This window comes from Rhodopseudomonas sp. WA056 (genome assembly GCF_010906995.1).
GTDB classification, from domain to species: domain Bacteria; phylum Pseudomonadota; class Alphaproteobacteria; order Rhizobiales; family Xanthobacteraceae; genus Rhodopseudomonas; species Rhodopseudomonas palustris_G.
In genome coordinates this window covers 15,501-35,720 of sequence record NZ_QPFS01000039.1, presented here as the reverse complement: position 1 = coordinate 35,720, position 20,220 = coordinate 15,501, and the positions used below count along the sequence as shown (strand labels likewise).

Genomic DNA, 20,220 nt, shown 5'->3' with positions numbered 1-20,220 from the left:
GCGCGGAAGGCCGGCAGCAATTGCGCGCAGCCGAAGCGGCAGGGCGCTCAGCCGCGGCCGGTGCCTGGGTGGGGATCGACGTCATAAAAAACGCCGCAAATTCGGGCGATATCTTGTCGCGTCTCGGGCGGTTCACGGTAGTCGAGGGCAGGGTCAATTCGGTGCGGGAGGTTGGTTCGACCGTCTATCTGAACTTTGCCGGTCGCTGGACTCGTGGCTTTGCGGTGACTATTTCAAGGCGGATGGTGGGGGGCTTGGAAGCCGCCGGGCTAGCGCCCAAGTCTCTGACAGGGCAACGGATTCGGGTTCGCGGCTGGGTCGAAAAGCGGGCCGGAGCAAGCATCGCGGTCCGCGAGGCGGGGCAGATCGAACGGACGGGCGGGGATTGAGGGCCCGAAAGAGAGCATTCAGGTGAATTGGCGTGCAGCACGGCGCAACTTGCGAAAGGGCCGCCGCCCGGTGGCGGCGTGGCTGCTGCTGAGCGCTGCGCTGACGCTGGCCGGTTGCGGCGATCCGAGCCGGTTCGAAACCGGTGCGATCACGACTGCGGCGCCGGCCAGGCCGCCGCGGCCTGCGGTGCAGTCGCCCGCCGCGGAGCGTGAGCACGAGAGGATTCTCGCAACCTATGGCGGCGCCTACGACGACCCGAAACTCGAAGGGCTGATCTCCGGCATCGTCAACCGGCTGGTCGCCGCCTCCGATCGGCCGGATCTCACCTACAAGGTGACGATCCTCAATTCCGGCGCGGTCAACGCCTTCGCGCTGCCGACCGGGCAGCTCTACGTCACCCGCGGCCTGATCGCGCTCGCCACCGATACCTCGGAGCTGTCGTCGGTGCTGTCGCATGAAATGGCCCATGTGCTCGCCAAGCACGCCGCGATCCGCGAGGACCAGGCGCGGCAGGCGGCGCTGGTGACCCGCGTCGTGACCGACATGGGCAACGATCCTGGATTGACCGCGCTGGCGCTGGCCAAGACCAAGCTGTCGATGGCGAGCTTCTCGCGGCAGCAGGAGCTGGAGGCCGATGGCATCGGCATCGGGATTTCGGCTCGGGCGCAGTTCGATCCCTATGGCGCGGCGCGCTTCCTCTCAGCGATGGAGCGCAACGCGGCCCTGAAGGCCAATCGCGGCAGCGGCGACAGCCGCACCGATTTTCTGTCATCGCATCCGGCGAACCCGGAGCGCGTCAGCAACGCCCAGAACAACGCCCGGCAATACACCGCCCCGCAAGGCGGCTGGCGCGGCGAACGCGGCGAACGCGACCGCGAGGCCTATCTCAATGCAATCGACAACATCGTGTACGGCGAGGACCCGAGCGAGGGATTCGTCCGTGGCCGGCGGTTCCTGCATCCGAAGCTCGGCTTCACCTTCCAGGTGCCGGACTCGTTCACGCTCGACAACACCGCACAGGCGGTGATCGGACTGCGCGAGGGCGGCAATCAGGCGATGCGGTTCGACGTGGTGCGGGTGCCGGCCGAGCAGTCGCTCGCCGACTATCTGAATTCCGGCTGGATGGAGAACGTCGACAAGAGCTCGACCGAGGAGACCAGCGTCAACGGCTTCCCGACCGCGTCGGTGACGGCGCGCGGCGAGCAATGGCAATTCCGGGTGTATGCGCTGCGGTTCGGCAGCGACGTCTATCGCTTCATCTTCGCGACCCGGCAGCGAACCGGGGAAAGCGACCGCAATGCCCGGGACACGGTGAATTCGTTCCGGCGGCTGTCGCTCGACGAAATCCAGGCGGCGCGGCCGCTGCGGATCAAGGTGATCACCGTACAGCCGGGCGACACCGTGGAATCGCTGTCGCAGCGGATGTCCGGGGTGGACCGGCCGCTGGAGCGGTTTCGGATCCTCAACGGTCTCGATGCCCATGCCCAGGTCAAGCCGCGCGAATTGGTGAAGATCGTCGTCGACTGAGCGCCAGAACGGAATCGCTGCCATGAAAAAGGCCCGGCTGGATGGCCGGGCCTCGGACGTAATTCGAACCGGAAGCTGTTGCTTATGCAGCTTCGTCGGTCACCGACTCGTCGTCAGAATCGCCGTCGACGTCGGAATCGGTCTCGGCCTCGCTCTCCGCTTCGGCCTTGGCGCCGCGCCGCGGGCTCTTGGCGAGCTGGCTCTCGACTTCCTTCACGGCTTCGGTCTCGGTGATGTGCTGCACCACCGCGATCTCGCGCGACAGACGGTCGAGTGCGGCTTCATAGAGCTGACGCTCGCTGTAGGACTGTTCCGGCTGCGATTCAGAGCGATACAGGTCGCGGACCACTTCGGCGATCGCGACGATGTCGCCCGAATTGATCTTCGCTTCGTATTCCTGCGCCCGGCGCGACCACATCGTCCGCTTGACGCGGGCCCGGCCCTTCAGCGTCTCCAGCGCCTTCTTCACCAGCGCCGGGTCGGACAGCTTGCGCATCCCGACATTGCCGACCTTCGCGGTCGGCACGCGCAGCGTCATCTTGTCCTTGATGAAGTTGATGACGAACAGCTCGAGCTTGGCGCCCGCGATCTCCTGCTCCTCGATCGCCAGGATCTGGCCGACGCCGTGCGCCGGATAGACCACGAACTCGTTGGCCTTGAAGCCCTGGCGCTGGGTCACGGCCTTCTTCGGCTCCTCGACCCGCGCCTGCACCGGGGCCGCCGGCTGCTTGACCTCGGGCTTGGCGGCCTTCACTTCAGCCTTCACCTCAGTCCGGGGTGCGACGGCAGCCTTGGCGGGCTTCGCCGCCGGCTTGGTTGCGGCGGCGGTCTTGGAGGCAGCCGGCTTGGCGGCAGTTTTCGCAGACTTGGTTGGCATTTCACTTCTTTTGGTTTTCGAGGACTTGAAGGCCGGAGCTTTGGAGGCCGAAGCCTTCGCAGCAGACCCCTTTGCGGGAGCGAGTTTGCTGGCGCTTGCTTTGCCGGCGCTCGCCTTGGTCTGGGTCTTGGAAACAGAAGCCTTTGCGGCGGTCGCTTTGGCGGCTGTCCGGGTGTCCTTGACAGGAGCCTTCGATCGGCTCTTTGTGGCTCCGCGGCTGGCCGCGGATGCACGCTTCGCACCCTTCGAAGAAACACTCGTTTTACGCGTTTTCTGTGACACAGCCTGCGCGTGGAACCGCCACGCCCCTGTTCGTTGCTTCTGACGGGGAACCCTTCCCGGCTGCCCAAGCGGCAAGCCGGAGTTGACGAATGTGCCAAATATAGCACATTCCCCGCAAAAATCAATGATTTATGACGATTCCACCCAATTCGGGGCGGCGCCCCGGGGTGCAACTCGTCAACAGGGTTAAGCTGGATGGGGCCGGCAGTGCCGGCCTCGCAAGACCTTCGGCTTAGTCGCCCGAGCCCGGCTCCGACGAGAAGTACTTGTCGAACTTGCCGGCCTGACCATCGAACTCCTTGGCGTCAGCCGGAGCGTCCTTCTTCTGGGTCAGGTTCGGCCAGGTCTTGGCGTGTTCGGCATTCAGCTCGAGCCACTTCTCGAGACCCGGCTCGGTGTCCGGCTTGATCGCTTCCGCCGGGCATTCCGGCTCGCACACGCCGCAGTCGATGCATTCGTCCGGATGGATGACCAGCATGTTCTCGCCCTCGTAGAAACAATCCACGGGGCAGACTTCAACGCAGTCGGTGTATTTGCACTTGATGCAGTTTTCAGTGACGACGTAAGTCATCCCAACGCTCCGGAACGGTTCTAATTTTGAGTGTTTGCGTACCGCAGGAGCACCGCAGCCGCAAGTGAAGATGCCTATTCCCGTGGCATTCCGAGATCGGCATAAAGTCCAGTAACCGACTCGGCGTCGCCGCGGCGCTCTGTAAATCCAACCACCTTCAGCACCCGCACGCCACGATCCAGCGCAATCGTCAGAACGTCTCCGATCTTGATGCCGTGTCCGGGGGAAGTCTCGCGCACGCCGTTGATGCGGACGTGGCCGCGTTCGACCAGCGCAGCGGCGTTGCTGCGCGCACGCACCACGCGGGCGTGCCACAGCCATTTGTCGAGACGCTGACGCTCCAAACCCGAACCATCGGCTGTGCCGGCAGGCGTTAGTCCTTGCGGCCGGCGGTGAGTTGCTCCTTCAGCGCGGCGAGCTTGGCGAACGGCGAATTCGGATCCATCGGCCGGTCACGCTCGCGCGGGGCGCTGGAATGCACCTGCCGGTGCGAGCCGCCGCCCTGATTGTCGCGGCCGCCCTTCGGTCCGCCCTGATACTTGTCTTGGAACTTGTCGCGGCCCTTGAAGCGTTCGCGCGGCGGGCGACCCTCGCCGGACGCCTCGCGCTTGACGCCTTCGCCGTCGGGCCTGCGCTGGTCGCGGCGGAAATCGCCCTTGCCACGGCGGCCGCCCTTGGCTTCGCCGGACTCGCTCTCGGTCGCGGTGGTCGCCGACCCATGCTGCGGGCGATTGCGATGACGGTTGCGGTCGTGGCGCGGCCGCTGGTCGTCGGAGCGTCCGCCCGGACGCCAAACCTCGATCAGGTCCGGCTCCGCTTTCGGGGAGGCTTCCGCATTCGCCGTGTCGGAGGTCGCTTCGGCGGCCTCGCCATCCGTCGCGGGTGTCTCGATCGCCGCATCGGCCGTGACAGCGGGCTGCTCGGATGCCTCAGTGGCGGATGACTCCGGTGTCGGCTCGGATGCCGCCGCCGCCGGCTCGTCTGCGGGCGCCGGCTCATCGACGCTCGGAGCGGCTTCGGCACTTTCGTCGGCCTCGGCCGCAGGTGCCGGCTCGAACGCGATCGCGCCAGCGAGGATCGCCTGATCCTCGGCGGTCATCTCGGTTGCGACGGCGGACTCGGTCGGTTCGGCGATGGCCGGCGTCGCGGCCTTGGGGGCGGGCGGCAGCGGCGGCCGCTTTTCCATGCGGTAGCCCAGCGCCCGCAGGATCGAAGCAAAGTCCTCGCCGGCCGAGCCGGTCAGCGAGGTCATCGCCTGGGTCACCACGAAGCTGCGGCCGTCGAACGCGCCGGCCGGCTTCTCGCCGGGGGCGCCTTCGCGCCAGGCCAGAGCGGGCCGGATCAGGTCGGCCAGACGTTCCAGAATGTCGACACGCACGGCGCGCTCGCCGCACAGCCGATAACCGAGCGTCCGATAGGCGTCACGGTCGAGCGCCTTGTCGGCCGGAAACGAGGTGCGACCGCTGCCGGCCAGATGCTGCGCGCTGGACAGAGCGGCCAGATCGACATTGTCCTGCTTCTGCGCCCACAGCAGCGAGGCCAGTGCCCGCGCCGCCGGCTTCAGCAGCGACGGGAAGTAGATGTGATAGGCGCCGAACCGCACGCCGTATTTGCGCAAGGTGGCGCGCGACGGCTGGTCCAGATCCTTCATCTCGGCGGCGATCTTGGAACGTTCGATCACGCCGAGGCACTCGATGAGCTGGAATGCGATGCCGCGGGCGATGCCGCTGACGTCCTCCGCCTTGGCCAGCTCGAACAGCGGCCCGAGGATCTTCTCGACGTGGGTCTTGAGCCAAAGGTCGAGACGGGCCTGCACGGCCTCGCGCGGTGCGCCGGCGAGCCGCTCGTCGGCGATGATCCGCAGTCGCGGCCGCAGCACGTCGTCGGAGCCGACCAGCCGTGCCACCGCATCGCCGGTCCAGCGAATGGTCCCGTCGGATGTCAGGATGAACTGATCGTCCGGGGCGTTCGACAGCTTCTCGGCGCGCGCGTCGATTTCGCCGGCCAGCGCCTTTTGCGCCGTCGCCTGCAACGCCTTCGCATCCGAGCCGGCCTCGGCCGAATCGGGCGCAAAGGTGAAGCCATCGAGCCGGCCGATCACGTGGCCCTCGACGATCACCTCACCAGTCTTGCCAATTTCCGTATTCAACATCGTGTTTTCCCGCAGGCGGCGCATCAATACACTGGTCCGGCGATCGACGAAACGTTCCGTGAGCCGTTCGTGCAACGCATCTGACAATTTATTTTCGACGTCGCGCGAGATGCCCTGCCAGTGTTCGGGGTCGGCAAGCCAATCCGGCCGGTTGGCGACGAAGGTCCAGGTGCGGATTTGCGCAATTCTCGCGGAAAGCGTGTCGATACCGCCGTCGGTTCGATCCGCCTGATCGACCTGGGCGGCGAACCAGCTATCTGGAATCCGCCCCTTTTGCATCAAAAACCGGTACAGCGTGATCACCAGCTCGGCATGGGCAGCCGGTGCGATCTTACGATAGTCCGGGACTTGACAGACATCCCATAGCCGCTCGACCGCGGCTTTGCCCTGCGCGAATTCGCGCACCTCGCCGTCGCGGGCGACATGGTCGAGCACCCGCATGTCCTCGGCGATCGGCGCCCGGGTCAGCGCCTCGTGTCGCGGCGCCTCGGCCAGCGACACCTGCAGCGCGCCGAGCGAGGCGAAATCCAGCTCGGCGTTGCGCCATTGCAGCATCTTCACCGGCTCGAAGCTGTGGTTTTGCAGGGCGTTGACCAGCTCGGGCTCGAACGGCGCGCAGCGCCCGGTGGTGCCGAAAGTGCCGTCCCGGGTGGCGCGCCCCGCCCGCCCGGCGATCTGGCCGAATTCCGAAGGGGTGAGACGGCGAAACTGATAGCCGTCGAACTTGCGATCGGAGGCGAAGGCGACGTGATCGACGTCGAGATTGAGTCCCATGCCGACCGCGTCGGTGGCGATCAGGTAATCGACGTCGCCGGACTGAAACATCGCCACCTGGGCGTTGCGGGTCCGCGGGCTGAGCGAGCCCAGCACGACCGCGGCGCCGCCGTGCTGGCGCTTGATCAACTCGGCGATGGCGTAGACCTCGTCGGCCGAAAACGCCACGATCGCGGTGCGTCGCGGCTGCCGGGTCAGCTTGCGGTCGCCGGCATATTCGAGCTGCGACAGCCGCGGCCGGGTGACGATGCTGGCGCCGGGCAGCAGCCGCTCGATCATCGGCCGCATCGTCGCGGCACCGAGCAGAAGTGTCTCGTCCCGACCGCGCCGGCGCAGAATCCGGTCGGTAAATACGTGGCCGCGTTCGAGGTCGGCGGCGATCTGGATCTCGTCGACCGCCAGAAACGACACGTCGAGGTCGCGCGGCATCGCTTCGACGGTCGACACCCAATAGCGCGGCTTCGACGGCTTGATCTTCTCCTCGCCGGTGACGAGCGCCACCGCGTCCGGCCCGACCCGATCGACGATCTTGTTGTAGACCTCGCGCGCGAGCAGCCGCAGCGGCAGACCGATCAAGCCCGACGGATGCGCGACCATCCGTTCAATCGCCAGATGCGTCTTGCCGGTGTTGGTCGGCCCCAGCACCGCGGTGACGCCGGCACCGGGCGCGCGGCCATTGGTAAACGCTTCAGATTGCGGGTTGGGCATTTCGACTGGATTTCTGCGTGGTCGCTGTCAGATGTGTGTCACATTGCGACGCCGCAGCAATCGCCGATTAAGCGCTGGAACGAGTCCGGAACGAAACGCGGCCGAATCGCTGACTCGGCCGGAGTCCGATGCTGCCTGCGCAATATCTCGTGTCGAACGCCGCCACGCTCTCAAGATGAGGTGAAAAAACAGGCCGAAATCCTTTTGCCGGGGGGTATCTCCGTCCAGCCCATGCGTTCCGCGATTCCGGCCGGAGTCAACATGATTCAGGACGGGCGGCCCGACGAAAGCGCTGCGTCTCGCATTACTGCGGCCCGGAGGCCGCCTTTGCCGGGGTCACCAGGGTGACAAATTGGGTCGCTTCCAGCACCGCATTGCCGACCGGGGTCGGGATCTTCAGCTTGTACGGTGCCAATACGCGGGTACCGGCGATGGGGGCCAGCCAGACTTCCATGTCGCGCTGCTTGGTCAGGTATTTGATCGCGGCGCGATCCGGGATGTATCCCGATACCGGGTTGAAATACACCGCGCATACCAACGCCGGTCCGCGATAGCCCTTTTCGGCCTTCACCGTTTCGGTGCGCTTATACTCCATCCGCAGATCGTAGCGCATCCGGCCGTCGAAGATCGGCGTCGACACTCGGCAGGAGTCCGGGCTGAGCAGGTCTCCGCTCCCCGGTACGCGCAGGAACGAGGCCGTCATCGGATCGATCACGCCGCGGCGGTGCGCCTCGGTCACCGGGATGCGGTCATCGTCCGGCGGCGGCTCCGGCTCGATCGTCGAGGTCTTGATATTGCCGTTGGCCAGCGTCATCCGGATGGTTTCGGTCTTCTTGCCGCCGGTGATGCTCGCCATGTAATTGCCCGGCACCAACTGGCCGTTGATCACCCGTCCCTGCGACTCGCCGCGGCCGTTGCCGCTGGAGAATGCCTGCATCACGCCCGACGTGGTGCCGGTGGCCGAGGCAGAATAGAAATCGTCGTCGACCTGGATCACCCAGGCTCCCTTGCCGACCTCGATGCCGGCGAGGGACGCCTCATATCGGGCATCGAGTTTGCCCTGCGCGGCCGCAGGAGCCGCCGCAGCCATCGCGCAGCCGGCCAGCAGCCCGATCAAACCGGCGGGCCGGATCATTGTCGGGACGGCCTTGTGCAGAAGGCAGCGGATGCTGGTGTTCACGAACGAGGTCCTGCGTGGCGCCGGTCGCGCCGTCGATGGGTCAACGCGCGGCGTGCCGATCGGTTGGTGTCGGAACGGAATACGTCCTTTATATGGTGCCAGAGTCGTGGCCGCACGTGCAGATCGGCGCCCCATAGGAGGCCGGTGCAACGGTTCCCGATTCGGCCATTTTCGGGTTCCGGAGCGGCGGTCGCTTGACGCTGCGCCCCGGCCCTTTTATAGGTCCGCGGTTCCTGAAAACGGACGAATGATGAAGCCCCGTGCCTGCTGGTGGGCCGGCGGGGGATGACAGAGGATTTTTCGCCATGTCCCGGCGCTGCGAACTGACCGCCAAGGGTGCCCAGGTCGGCCACAAGGTCAGCCATTCGAACATCAAGACCAAGCGGCGTTTCCTGCCCAACCTGGTCAACGTCACTTTCCAGTCGGATACGCTTGGTCGCTCGGTGCGGCTGCGTGTCTCGACCAACGCGCTGAAGAGCGTCGACCATCGCGGTGGCCTCGACGCCTATCTGCTGAAGGCCTCCGACGCCGAGTTGTCGCCGAAGGCGGTGGAGCTGAAGCGCGCGATCGCCAAGAAGACGGCTGCGGCGCCGGTTGCCGCGGCGAGCTGATCGCCGCTCGGCCAGCAGGATCGAATTTTTCTCTCGGCGGCCGGGTCGTTCGACCCGGCCGTTTTGTCGTGCGTCCGCGCCGGGTCACGAGCGCCTGCCCGAACCAAACCAGGGCAAGTCGCCACACGTGAGCCGCCCGGGATTGCGACCAAGAGTATACCTTCTTCCGAATCACGTATTTTCCCGAGGTGACTGGGCGGTCGGCGGATCGCACAACTTCTCACCGTCGGTCGGATCGCCCAACAGATCGCGTGCCGCAGCATAAGCCGCCGCCGACGCCTTGGTGCGCGCCGGTGCGGCCGCCTTCGCAGGGGCCTTCATGAAGCTGTCGACCCGGCTGACCCTCGCCATGGTTGCGCTGGTCCTGGTGACCACCGCGGTCCTCGGATTTCTCAATTATCAGAACGTGGTCGATCTGGTGGTGCCGCGGGCATTGATGCGGCTTCACACCCATGCACAGCTCAACGCGCTGCTGATCGAGACCTCGCTCAGAAGCACCCACGCGGACGCCGTCGGGGCGCAATCGTCCGCGTCGTTGCGGGACCTGTTGACGGCGCGGCGCGACAGTCTCCGAACCACCGGTCAGGAACCGCCGGATTGGCGTAAGCGGATCGAGGATCGGTTCGTCGGCGAAATGATTGCCAAGCCGAATTGCGCGATTCTACGCGTGATCAGTCCGGACGACGGGGGCCGTGAGCTGGTTCGGGTCGACCGGCTCGGTCCTGGCGGCGGCATTCGGGCGGTGCCGCCGGACGAGCTGACCCGCCGCGGCGACCGCGCATACTTCAAGGAAGGCATGGCGTTACCGCCGAACCGCGCTTCGATGTCCAGGGTCGAACTCAACAAGACCGCGACCGGGCTCGAAACCCCGCATGTGCCGACGGTGCGGACCATGGCGCCGATCGACGCCGCTGACGGCACCCGCCTCGGTCTTCTGGTGGTGAACACCGATTTGCGCGCGTTGCTGAACCGGATCCGCGAGAGCGCCGACGGCAGCAATATCATCTATGTCGTCAACAGCGACGGCGACTACTTGCTGCATCCCGACCGGTCGCGCGAGTTCGGCTTCGATCTCGGTCGGCGCAGCCGCATCCAGGACGACTTCCCGGGCCTGGCCGAGCGGCTGGTCGCCGGCGCCGAGCCGGCCCTGGTGACCGATCGCAATGGCGAACGGTTTGGAGCCGGCTGGGATTGGGCCCAGCTCCCGCAGGGCCCTCGCATCGCGGTTGTCGAACTCAGACCCTATTCGTCGCTGACCTCGGTGAAGACGGCGGTTCGCAATTCCACCATCGTCGGCGGCACGGTGGCGGTTCTGGTCGCGATGCTGATGGCGATCCCGCTGGCACGGTCGCTCACCCGGCCGCTGGTCCGGATCACCAATTCGATCGAGGCTTTCGCCAGCAATGGCGTGCCGGTCGAGGTGAAGTCCGGCGGTGGTCACGAAATCGACGTGCTGGCGGCCGCCTTCACCCGGATGGCATCCGAATCCCAGCGCAAGGCGGCGGCGCTCGCCCGAGAGGTCGAGGAGCGCAGCCGGATCGCTGATGTCCTGCAGAACACCATCGACAACATGGTCGATCCGGTGCTCGTCGCGGATGCCCGCGGCATGGTGATCCTGACCAATCCGGCCGCGCGCGAGATCTTTGGACAGTTGTCCGGCGTGGGCGTCCTCAACACGACCCGTTCGTTCGATCGGTTCGATGCCGACGGCAATCCGATGCCGCAGGACCAGTCGCCGCTGCTACGGGCCTATCGCGGAGAAACTATCGTCAACTTCGAATTCTCCGTGCGGCCGAACGGCTCCGGGCTGAGCTCCCATCTGATCGCCAACGGGCGACCGCTGCGCAGCGAAACCGGCGAAATCCAGGGCGCCGTGATGGTGTATCACGACATCACCAAGACCAAGAAGGCCGAGGACGCCTTGCGCCGCAGCCAGCAGATGGCGCGTGCGATCATCGACACCGCCCTCGACGCCTTCGTGCAGCTCGATGTGCAGGGGCGGATTACGGATTGGAGCCCGCATGCCGAGGCGCTGCTCGGCTGGAGCCGCGCGGAAGCGCTGGGCAAGGACTTGGGCGAACTGGTCCTGGCACCCGATCGGAGCAGCGAGATCAAGACCGGATATCGACGGTTCATCGACGCCATCGAGCACGATATGGGGGTCATCCACGGACACCGGATCGAGGTCGAGGCGCTGCGCCGTGACGGGTCGATGATCTCGCTGGAAGTGTCGATGGCGGCGCTGCCGGTCGAGGGACGGTTCGTCGTCAACGCGTTCATGCGCGACCTGACCGAGAAGATCGCGTTCGAGGAGCAGCTCCGGCAATCGCAGAAGATGGAGTCGATCGGCCAGTTGACCGGCGGCATTGCCCACGACTTCAACAACATGTTGACGGTGATCACCGGCACCATCGACATCATCAGCGACGGCGTCGCCGATCAGCCGCATCTGGCGGCGATCGCCAAGCTGATCAGCGAGGCCGCCGATCGCGGCTCCGAACTGACCCGGCTGCTGCTCGCCTTCGCCCGCAAGCAGCCGCTGCGGCCGGATGAAACCGACGTCAACGCGCTGCTCGCAGGATTGCAGAGCCTGCTGCGTCCGACGCTGGGCGAGCCGATCGAGGTCGAGACGATGCTCACACCTGATACCTGGCCGATCTATGTCGATCGCGGTCAGCTCGAATCGGCGCTGGTCAATCTCGCAGTCAACGCCCGCGACGCGATGCCAAAGGGCGGCAAGCTCACGATCGAGAGCTGCAACGTTGTGGTGGATTCCGACCTCGGCAAGCGCCTCGGTGATCTGGCGCCTGATGACTATGTGATGATCGCGATCGCTGATACCGGGTCCGGCATTCCGGAGTCGATCCGCAGCAAGGTGTTCGATCCGTTCTTCACCACCAAGGAGGTCGGCAAGGGAACCGGCCTCGGCCTCAGCATGGTGTACGGCTTCATCAAGCAGTCCGGTGGACACATCACCCTGGACAGCGAGGAGGGGCAGGGCACAACGTTCCGCCTGTACCTGCCGCGCGCGCGCGCCGAGTCCTACATCGAGGCGGAGCCGGCGATCGAGCAGAGCGCTGTCGGCGGCACCGAGACCATTCTGGTGGTCGAAGACGACGCGATGGTGCGCAGCTACGTCAACGCCCAGCTCAAGAGCCTGGGCTACACCACGCTGTCGGTCGGCAATGCCACCGCGGCACTCTCGATCGGCGAAAGCGACACCGTGTTCGATCTGCTGTTCACCGACGTGGTGATGCCGGGGCCGATGAATGGCGTTCAGCTCGCTGCCGAAATGGCCAAGCTGCGTCCGGGGCTGAAGGTTCTCTACACCAGCGGCTATTCGGAGAATGCGCTGATTCACAACGACCGGATCGATTCCGACGTGCTGCTGCTGTCGAAGCCGTACCGGCGCAGCGATCTGGCGAGGATGATCCGCCGTGCGCTGGCGAACCACGAGGCCGAGCCGTCGCGGCCATCGCCGGTGGCTGCCGAACCGGCAATCGCCGGCAAGGTCGTCTCGGCGCGGTCGGTTTAGCGGGCCGTCGAGAACAAGCTCGTCGACGTGGTGTCCTCGCTCTGGTTGCCGCGGGTGCGGCTGCCCTGAGGGAGGGATGATACGCAGTTGGCCGCTCGAGTGCTCAGGGAGCGTTTCGCACGAGGTCGGAGCCGGCTCATGTGACGGAAATGCGTCAAACAAATAACTCTGGCCCCGGATCTGTCACGGTCAGAGCAGGCTCCCGTGCGACGCCGCGCCCGCCGATCGCTCATTTCTGATCTGTGTCATCACGGCTTTGGCGCAAATCAGCTTTGATCGGGCTGATCGGTGCGAGCATACCCTGGGCGGGGTCGGAATGACGCAGGTGGTGTACGGGGTCTGGGACGGAGTTATCTACGACGCACGAGCCGACGAGGGTGGCGAGGCACGGGCCACGGACTACGCGTTGGCAAATTTCGATGAGTTCGACGACGGCAATGCGATCCGCGCCTTCATCGCCGACCGCGGGTTCTTCGTGTTCGACCCCACGGTTTCGCTGGTCGATGCGTTATTTCATTACCTGAAAGCCGCCGCCGAACAATCCTGTGGTGCCTGCACCCCCTGCCGGATCGGCACCGTGCTGGTCCGCGATGCGCTCGATCAGATGCGCCGCGGGCTGGATGCCGCGCTGACGCTCGACGACATCGTGATGCTCGGCGAGCAGATCCGGCAGACCTCGCTGTGCGGGCTGGGGCAGACCTGCGCGGTCGCGCTGCTGGCGGCGCTGCGGGAGTTTCGCGAACGGATCGAACAGGAGCTGGCGCAGCATCGGCCGATCCCGGCGCAGCACGGCATGGCCTATGTGACAGCGCCGTGTATCGAAGCCTGCCCCTCCAAGGTCAACGTGCCGCGCTACATCGACTACATCCGCGACGGCAAGCCGGAGAATTCGCTCGGCGTCCTGCTGCAGAAATACCCGATGGCGGCGACCTGCGGCAGGGTCTGCGTCCGCTATTGTGAGCAGGCCTGCCGGCGCAAATTCGTCGACGAAGCCGTCGGCATCAAGACGTTGAAGCGCTACGTCGCCGATCAGCAGAGCGGGCCGCACGCGCTGAAATTCACCCGCGACATGATCCGCAAGCCGCTCGCCGACGGCATGCGGGTGGCGGTGATCGGCGCAGGGCCGGCCGGCATCTCCTGCGCCTATCATTTGCTGCTGCGGGGCTATCACGTCGACGTCTTCGACAAGGCCAGCCAGGCCGGCGGCATGGCGCAGATCGGCATTCCGAGCTACCGGCTGCCCAAGGACACGCTGGCGCTGGAGACCGATATCATCGTCGATCTCGGCGGCCGGTTCCTGTTCGATCAGCGGCTCGGCCGCGACTTCTCGATCGACGATCTGTTCGCGCGCGGTTATCGCGCGGTGTTCCTGGGCCTTGGCTGTCAGCAGGGCGCCCGGCTCGGCGTTGCGGGCGAAGACCTCGCGCATGGCGGCTACTTCAGCGGCATCGACTTTCTGCTCAAGGTTCACGACCATGTCGACGGCATCGCGCCGCTGGCGCTGCAGGGCGAGGTGGTGGTGGTCGGCGGCGGCAATGTCGCAATGGACTGCGTACGTTCGGCGATCCGCCTCGGCGCCGACAAGGTCCACGTCGTCTATCGCCGCACCCTCGCCGACATGCCGGCCGATCCGGCCGAGATCGAGGCCGCCCGCGCCGAAGGCGTCGAGTTCCACGTGCTCAGCGCGCCGGCCGAGATCGTCACCGAGCACGGCAAGGTCACCGGCGTGGTGCTGACCAAAATGCAGGCGAGTGAGCCCGATGCAGGCGGGCGGCGCTCGGTGAAGCCGATCCCGGGCAGCGAGACGGCGATGCGATGCGACGTGCTGATCGCCGCGATCGGCCAGCAGGTCGAAGACGGGCCGCTGATCGAGAGCGACGGCATCGCGTTCGATCGCTGGCGCTGCGTCGCGACCGACCGGGTGCTCGCCACCTCGCGGCCCGGCGTGTTCGCCGGCGGCGATTGCGTCACCGGTCCGTCGACCCTTGTTTACGCAATGGCCGCCGGCCTGAAGGCGGCGCGCAACATCGATGACTGGATCCAGCGCGGCTCGGTGCGGTTCTTCAAGCGCTCGCGGATGCGCAAGCTGATCGCCGATAACCATATGCTGGCCAACGAGATCGTCGAAGCGCCGGTGCGCAACGCCTATCGGGTGCACAATCCCGAAATCGATCCCGAGCTGCGCAAGCACATGTTCGGCGAAGTCGAGCAGACCATCGATGCCCGCGCCGCCTATGCGGAGACCCAGCGCTGCATGCGCTGCTATCGCGTCTATTCCGTCGTCACCAAGCATCCGATCCCGGAAGGAGCGGCTTGAAGCGATGTGCACGCCCGATCAGGCCAGCCAGTCCGCCCGCGATCCCGCCGAAGCGACGATCGCGCTCTTGATCAACGGCGTCGCCTGCGCCGGCTTCGCCAACGAGACCATCCTGTCCTGCGCGCGGCGCTACGACGTCTACATCCCGACGCTGTGCGAATTGGAAGACATCGACCACACCCCCGGCGCCTGCCGGGTCTGCCTGGTCGAGATCCTGCAGGCCGGCAAGGACACGGCGCAGATCGTCACCGCCTGCAACACCCCGGTGCGCGACGGCATGGAGGTGCAGACCCGTTCCAAGAAGGCGCGCGACATGCAGCGTCTGCAGGTCGAGCTCTTGATGGCCGACCATCTGCAGGATTGCGCGACCTGCATCCGGCACGGCAGTTGCGAGCTGCAGGATCTGGCGCAGTTTGTCGGATTGCAGCAGAATCGGTTTTTCGATCGGGAACGGACCGAGTCGCGCCCGGTCGATCAGAGTTCGCCGTCGATGGTGCGCGACATGCGGCGCTGCGTCCGCTGCCAGCGCTGCGTGGCGATCTGCCGCTATCACCAGAAGATCGACGCCCTGGCGATCGAAGGCAGCGGCATGGAACGGGTGGTGGCGCTGCGCGACGCGGACGGCTATCCGAACTCGGTGTGCGTCTCCTGCGGCCAGTGCGTGCTGGTCTGTCCGACCGGCGCTCTCGGCGAACGCGATGAGACCGAGCGGGCCCTCAGCTACATCTGCGATCCGAACGTCGTCACGGTGGTGCAGTTCGCACCGGCGGTGCGGGTGGCGTTCGGCGAGGAATTCGGCATGCCGGCCGGCACCAATGTCGAAGGTCAGATCATCGCCGCCTGCCGCAAGCTCGGGGTCGACGTGGTGCTCGACACCAATTTCGCCGCCGACGTGGTAATCATGGAGGAGGGCGCGGAGCTGCTGGCGCGGTTGAAGCAGGGGCGGCGGCCGACCTTCACGTCGTGCTGCCCGGCCTGGATCAACTTCGCCGAGATCCACTATCCGGACGTGCTGCCGCTGCTGTCCTCGACCAAGTCACCGCAGCAGGTTCTGTCGACGATCGCCAAGAGCTATCTGCCCGAACAGCTCGGTGTGCCCGCCGAGCGCATCCGGGTGATCTCGATCATGCCGTGCATCGCCAAGAAGGACGAGGCGGTTCGGCCGCAGATGGTTCATGACGGGTGGCCCGAAACCGACCTGGTGCTGACCACGCGCGAATTCGCCCGGCTGCTGCGGCGCGAGGGCATCGACCTGAAGGACCTGCCATCGTCGCAGTTCGATCGTCCGTTCCTCAGCGCCTACTCCGGCGCCGGTGCGATCTTCGGCACCACCGGCGGCGTGATGGAAGCGGCGGTGCGGACCATCTACGCGCTGGTCAACGGCCGCGAGCTGGACCGGATCGAGCTGATGCAGCTCCGCGGCTTTGAAGGCCTGCGCGAGGCGAGCGTCGATCTCGGCGGTCCGGTCGGCGAGGTCAAAGTCGCGATGGTTCACGGCCTCGGCGATACGCGCCGGCTGGTGGAGTCGGTGCTGAGCGGGCAAGCCAATTACGACTTCATCGAAGTGATGGCCTGCCCCGGCGGCTGCGTCGATGGCGGCGGGTCGCTGCGTTCGAAGAAGGCGTATCTGCCGCTCGCGCTGAAGCGGCGCGAAACCATCTACAATGTCGACCGGGCTGCGAAGGTCCGGCAGTCGCACAACAATCCCCAGGTCCAGGCGCTGTATCGCGAACTGCTGCAGGCGCCGAATTCCGAGATTGCGCATCGGCTGCTGCACACTCACTATGCCTCGCGCAAGCGGGAGCTGCAGCACACCGTCAAGGAGATCTGGGACGATCTCACCATGAGCACGATCCTGTACTGACGGGGGCTCGTGATGACTTCGCCTCAGCACCCGCTGGTCAATCGTCGCGAGGTCGTGTGCGGCCTGGCGGCGCTGCCGGCGCTGGACTTGACGCGGGCGTTCGCGGCCGAGCCGCTGACGCTGTGGGGGATTCCGGCGACGCCGTCGGCGCTGTTCGTCCGCGCCGTCGCGTCGGAGCGGCTGCAGCAGGCCGCGCCGGGGATTCGCTTTCAGCTCTGGAAAAGCACCGACCAGATGCGCGCCGGGATCGCGTCGGGACAGTTTCGGCTGTTTGCGACCTCGACCTACGCGGCGGCCAATTTCTTCAACCGCGGCGCCGGGACCCAAATGCTGAACGTCGTCACCTGGGGCGTACTCTACGTGATGGCGCGCGATCCGGCGATCAAGTCGGTTGCCGATCTCGCCGGCCGCAGCATTCTGCTGTCGAACAAGAATGAAGCGCCAGACCTGTTGTTTCGGCTGGTGCTGCGCTGGGCCGGGCTCGATCCGGACCGCGACGTCCGCTGCGAATATGTCGGCTCGCCGGGCGAGGCGGTGCCGCTGTTTCTCGCCGGCCGCAGCGACGTCGCCGTGTTGCACGAGCCTGCCGCCACCACCGCGCTGCTCCGCGCCAGGCAGGACGGCAGGCCGGTGTATCGGGTGCTGGATGTCGCCGAACTCTATGGCCGTCACACCGGTCGCGGGCCGCGGATTCCGCAAGTCGGCCTCGCGGTCAGCCCCGAGCTGTTGAACACTCAGCCCGAGGTCGTCGCCGCCGTGCAGGCCGCTTGCGTCGAAGCAAGTAACTGGATCGCCGCGCACCCCCGCGAGGCCGCAGAGCTGGCCGCGCCGGCGCTCGGCCTGTCCGCCGAAGTGATCGCTGCGTCGCTGCCGCATGTCCGCCTCGACGTCGTTGCCGCGCAACAGGCGCGTGACGACATCGAAGTGTACTTCAAGAACCTGATGGAGCTTGATCCCGGCATCGTCGGCGGCCGGCTGCCGGACGCGGCGTTCTATGCGGGGTAGCGCGCGGATCTCGTGGGCCTGGAGCCTGGTCGGCATCGTGCTGCTGCTTGCACTGTGGGAGGCAGGGCATCGCGCCTATGGGCCGCTGATACTGCCCAGCCTCGGCGACACCGCAGCCACGCTGTGGCGGATGATCCGCGCCGGGCAGGTCGGGCCGGCGCTGCTCGAGACCGCCGGCAATGCCGGGCTTGGCTGGATCATCGGCGTGCTGATCGGCTCGTGTGCCGGGATGGTCGCGGGTCTGCGCGAAGAGGCGCAGCGCGCGCTGCAGCCGGTCGCGATCATTCTGCTCGGGGTGCCGGCGATCGCCTGGGTGGTGATGGCGCTGCTGTGGTTCGGCGGGCGCTGGGCGGTGGTGGTGACGGTCGCGGCCGCCATCGGGCCGATGCTGTTCGCCGCGGCGCTGGAGGGCGTTCGCAGCCTCGACGGCACGCTCGCCCGGATGGCGCGGGTGTACCAGGTGCCGTTCTCGGCGCGACTGACCGAAGTGTACGGGCCGCAACTGCTGAGCCATCTGTTTCCGGCGCTGGTCACCACGCTGGCGATGTCGTGGAAGATCGCCGTGATGGCCGAGCTGCTCGCCGGCGCCGGCGGGATTGGCGATGGTCTGGCCACCGCACGCGCTCATGTCGACACCGCCGAGACCATGGCCTGGGTGGTGGTCGTGGTCGGGGTGCTGATCGTGGTCGATGCCGGCGTGCTGCAGCCGCTGCAGCGCCGGCTTTGGCTATGGCGCGACGACGAGCGGAGCGGCGGCCGATGAGCGAGCCGGTGCTGCAGTTCCGCGGCGTGCAGTTCGGCTATCAGGCGGCGCCGGTGCTGCGCGGCATTGATCTCGACGTCGAGGCAGGCTCGATCACCGCGGTGATGGGGCCGTCCGGAAGCGGCAAGAGCACGCTGATGGCGCTCGCCGCCGGGCTATTGATGCCGGACGCCGGGGTCGTGCAGCGCCGCAGCGCGCGGCTCGGCATGGTGTTTCAGGATCCCGCATTGCTGCCGTGGCGCACCGCGCTCGACAATGTGGCGTTTCCGCTCATCGCGCTCGGCCTGCAGAAGCGCGAGCGCCGCGAACGCGCACGGGCGATGCTCGCGAACGTCGGCCTCTCCGGCGACGATGCCGGTAAGTATCCGCGCCAGCTCTCCGGCGGGATGCGGCAGCGGGTGGCGCTCGGGCGCGCGCTGGTGATCGAGCCGGATCTGCTGTTGTGCGACGAGCCGTTCAGCGCGCTCGACGCGCTGGTGCGAGCCGAGCTGTGGCGGATCCTGCGCCGCATCCATGCGCGTGGCGGCCTGACGATGCTGATCGTCACCCACGACGGCCCGGAGGCGATGCAGTGCGATCGCCTCGCCATCCTGGCGGCCGGCCGTCTCGAACAGGTCGGTGCGCCCGCCGAGATCGCGCACCATCCCGTCAGCGACGTGGTGCGAACCTTCGTGGCCGCATCGACAGGGCGTTGACGCCGCCGTCTCACTCGCGCGGCGGCGAGTGCGCGCCATTGGCGAGGAAGAACAGTTCGACCAGCCGTCCCTTCTTGCCGGCGAGCGCGAAGATGCACTCCGGCGACTCGGCGTCGAGTTCGGCGATCGGCACCTTGGCGATGCGGTCGACCCGGCTCGAGCCGTGCTCCCACATGAAGCCGACGCCGAGATGATTGGCGACGGCCTCCAGCATGCCCTCGCGGGTGTTGACCACGATCGACGGCACCGGTCGCAAACCGGCAACGCGGAACGCGCGGTCGACCGCGCGCTGAGTTGACGAGTCGCGGGTGCGGAACACCAGCGGATAGCGCATCAGTTCGGCGATCGTGACCTGCGGTTTCTTCTTCAGCGGATGGCTCGGATGGCACAGCGCCATGACGCGCTGTTCGAGGCAGATCTCGCGTCGGAAGCGGCGATCGGCCGGCACGTCCGGCAGCACGCCGATGTCGACGCGCTGATCGACCACGGCGGCGACGATCGCCGACCAGCTTCCGATTTCGATCGCGACCTGCACCTTGGGGTACATCTGCTTGAAGGTTGCGATCAGCGCCATGCCGGGCATCGAGTTGCCGAGCCCGACGCGTAGTTCGCCGCCGGCCAGCTCCTCGCGCTGCGACAGGATCGATAGCGCATCGGTTTCCACCGCCTGCATCCGGCTGGTGGCACCATAAAGTTGCCGGCACAGCGAGGTCGGAATCAGATTGGCGCCGTGGCGCTCGAACAGCGTCACGCCGAACTCGCCTTCGAGTTCGCGCACCGATTGTGCCACCGCCGATTGCGTCACGCCGATCCGCCGCGCTGCGGCTGCAAAGCTGCCGGCATCGAACACGGCGTTGACGGCACGGACCCGCGCCGAAGTCAGGGCCATCGGGCTCGTTGCTCCGCCTCACCAGGAAACCTGGTGAAAGCCATAAGCAAAGCTGGCGACCGTTATGTGACTGTCAGACG

General features: G+C 66.5%; 15 protein-coding genes and 1 pseudogene. 9 read left to right on the top strand and 7 right to left on the bottom strand.

Annotated elements, in window-relative coordinates; all coding sequences use genetic code 11:
• Together DU475_RS10295 and DU475_RS10290 are read left to right on the top strand one after the other, a co-directional pair.
• Positions 1-389, top strand: a pseudogene (locus DU475_RS10295) (thermonuclease family protein); the annotation flags it as partial.
• Between the two features lie 22 nt (positions 390-411).
• The gene (locus DU475_RS10290; protein WP_041806920.1) at positions 412-1,917 is read left to right on the top strand and encodes a M48 family metalloprotease; all 1,506 of its coding nucleotides are present in this window, start codon (positions 412-414) and stop codon (positions 1,915-1,917) included.
• A gap of 82 nt (positions 1,918-1,999) precedes the next feature.
• On the opposite strand, the gene DU475_RS10285 is transcribed toward DU475_RS10290, so the two are convergent.
• The 5 genes from DU475_RS10285 to DU475_RS10265 all read right to left on the bottom strand — a co-directional run bounded on the left by DU475_RS10285 (position 2,000) and on the right by DU475_RS10265 (position 8,416).
• Positions 2,000-3,076 carry a CarD family transcriptional regulator gene (locus tag DU475_RS10285; protein ID WP_142884028.1) on the bottom strand — a complete coding sequence of 359 codons (1,077 nt, stop codon included), beginning with the start codon at positions 3,074-3,076 and terminating at the stop codon, positions 2,000-2,002.
• 232 nt (positions 3,077-3,308) lie between these two features.
• Complete coding sequence (gene fdxA, locus DU475_RS10280; protein WP_013499980.1) at positions 3,309-3,647, bottom strand: ferredoxin FdxA; 339 nt, start codon at positions 3,645-3,647, stop codon at positions 3,309-3,311.
• 74 nt (positions 3,648-3,721) lie between these two features.
• Positions 3,722-3,991 carry an RNA-binding S4 domain-containing protein gene (locus tag DU475_RS10275; RefSeq protein ID WP_164632072.1) on the bottom strand — a complete coding sequence of 90 codons (270 nt, stop codon included), beginning with the start codon at positions 3,989-3,991 and terminating at the stop codon, positions 3,722-3,724.
• 29 nt (positions 3,992-4,020) lie between these two features.
• The gene (locus DU475_RS10270) at positions 4,021-7,281 is read right to left on the bottom strand and encodes a helicase-related protein (RefSeq protein ID WP_164632070.1); all 3,261 of its coding nucleotides are present in this window, start codon (positions 7,279-7,281) and stop codon (positions 4,021-4,023) included.
• A gap of 304 nt (positions 7,282-7,585) precedes the next feature.
• On the bottom strand, positions 7,586-8,416 hold the full coding sequence (locus DU475_RS10265) for a DUF3108 domain-containing protein (RefSeq protein ID WP_205524317.1): 831 nt from the start codon (positions 8,414-8,416) through the stop codon (positions 7,586-7,588).
• A gap of 350 nt (positions 8,417-8,766) precedes the next feature.
• On the opposite strand from DU475_RS10265, the gene rpmB reads away from it, so the two are divergent.
• A complete protein-coding gene (rpmB, locus tag DU475_RS10260) occupies positions 8,767-9,072 on the top strand; it encodes a 50S ribosomal protein L28 (RefSeq protein WP_013499976.1) in 306 nt (101 codons plus the stop codon).
• Positions 9,073-9,243: 171 nt separating this feature from the next.
• Here the strand turns inward: rpmB and DU475_RS10255 are convergent, their stop codons facing one another.
• Positions 9,244-9,393, bottom strand: a complete 150-nt coding sequence (locus DU475_RS10255; RefSeq protein ID WP_155413361.1) for a hypothetical protein — start codon at positions 9,391-9,393, stop codon at positions 9,244-9,246.
• Between DU475_RS10255 and DU475_RS10250 the strand changes: the two genes are divergently transcribed.
• From DU475_RS10250 to DU475_RS10225, 6 genes are all read left to right on the top strand, one after another.
• A complete protein-coding gene (locus DU475_RS10250; RefSeq protein WP_164632066.1) occupies positions 9,392-12,607 on the top strand; it encodes a PAS domain S-box protein in 3,216 nt (1,071 codons plus the stop codon). The genes DU475_RS10255 and DU475_RS10250 overlap by 2 nt on opposite strands.
• 316 nt (positions 12,608-12,923) lie before the next feature.
• Positions 12,924-14,924 (top strand): FAD-dependent oxidoreductase, encoded by a 2,001-nt coding sequence (locus tag DU475_RS10245; protein WP_164632064.1) that lies wholly within the window; start codon positions 12,924-12,926, stop codon positions 14,922-14,924.
• Between the two features lie 4 nt (positions 14,925-14,928).
• Positions 14,929-16,788, top strand: coding sequence for a [FeFe] hydrogenase, group A (locus DU475_RS10240; protein ID WP_164632063.1), 1,860 nt, complete (start codon positions 14,929-14,931; stop codon positions 16,786-16,788).
• Between the two features lie 12 nt (positions 16,789-16,800).
• Positions 16,801-17,793 (top strand): ABC transporter substrate-binding protein, encoded by a 993-nt coding sequence (locus DU475_RS10235; protein WP_164632062.1) that lies wholly within the window; start codon positions 16,801-16,803, stop codon positions 17,791-17,793.
• A complete protein-coding gene (locus tag DU475_RS10230) occupies positions 17,783-18,556 on the top strand; it encodes an ABC transporter permease (protein WP_164632060.1) in 774 nt (257 codons plus the stop codon). The genes DU475_RS10235 and DU475_RS10230 overlap by 11 nt, the downstream gene beginning before the upstream one ends.
• Entirely contained in the window at positions 18,553-19,251 is a 699-nt protein-coding gene (locus DU475_RS10225) for an ABC transporter ATP-binding protein (RefSeq protein WP_164632058.1), read from the top strand. The genes DU475_RS10230 and DU475_RS10225 overlap by 4 nt, the downstream gene beginning before the upstream one ends.
• 10 nt (positions 19,252-19,261) lie before the next feature.
• Here DU475_RS10225 and DU475_RS10220 read toward each other — a convergent pair whose 3' ends face one another.
• Positions 19,262-20,140: a LysR family transcriptional regulator gene (locus DU475_RS10220; protein WP_164632056.1), complete on the bottom strand. Its 879-nt coding sequence runs from the start codon at positions 20,138-20,140 to the stop codon at positions 19,262-19,264.
• Positions 20,141-20,220 lie beyond the last annotated feature (80 nt).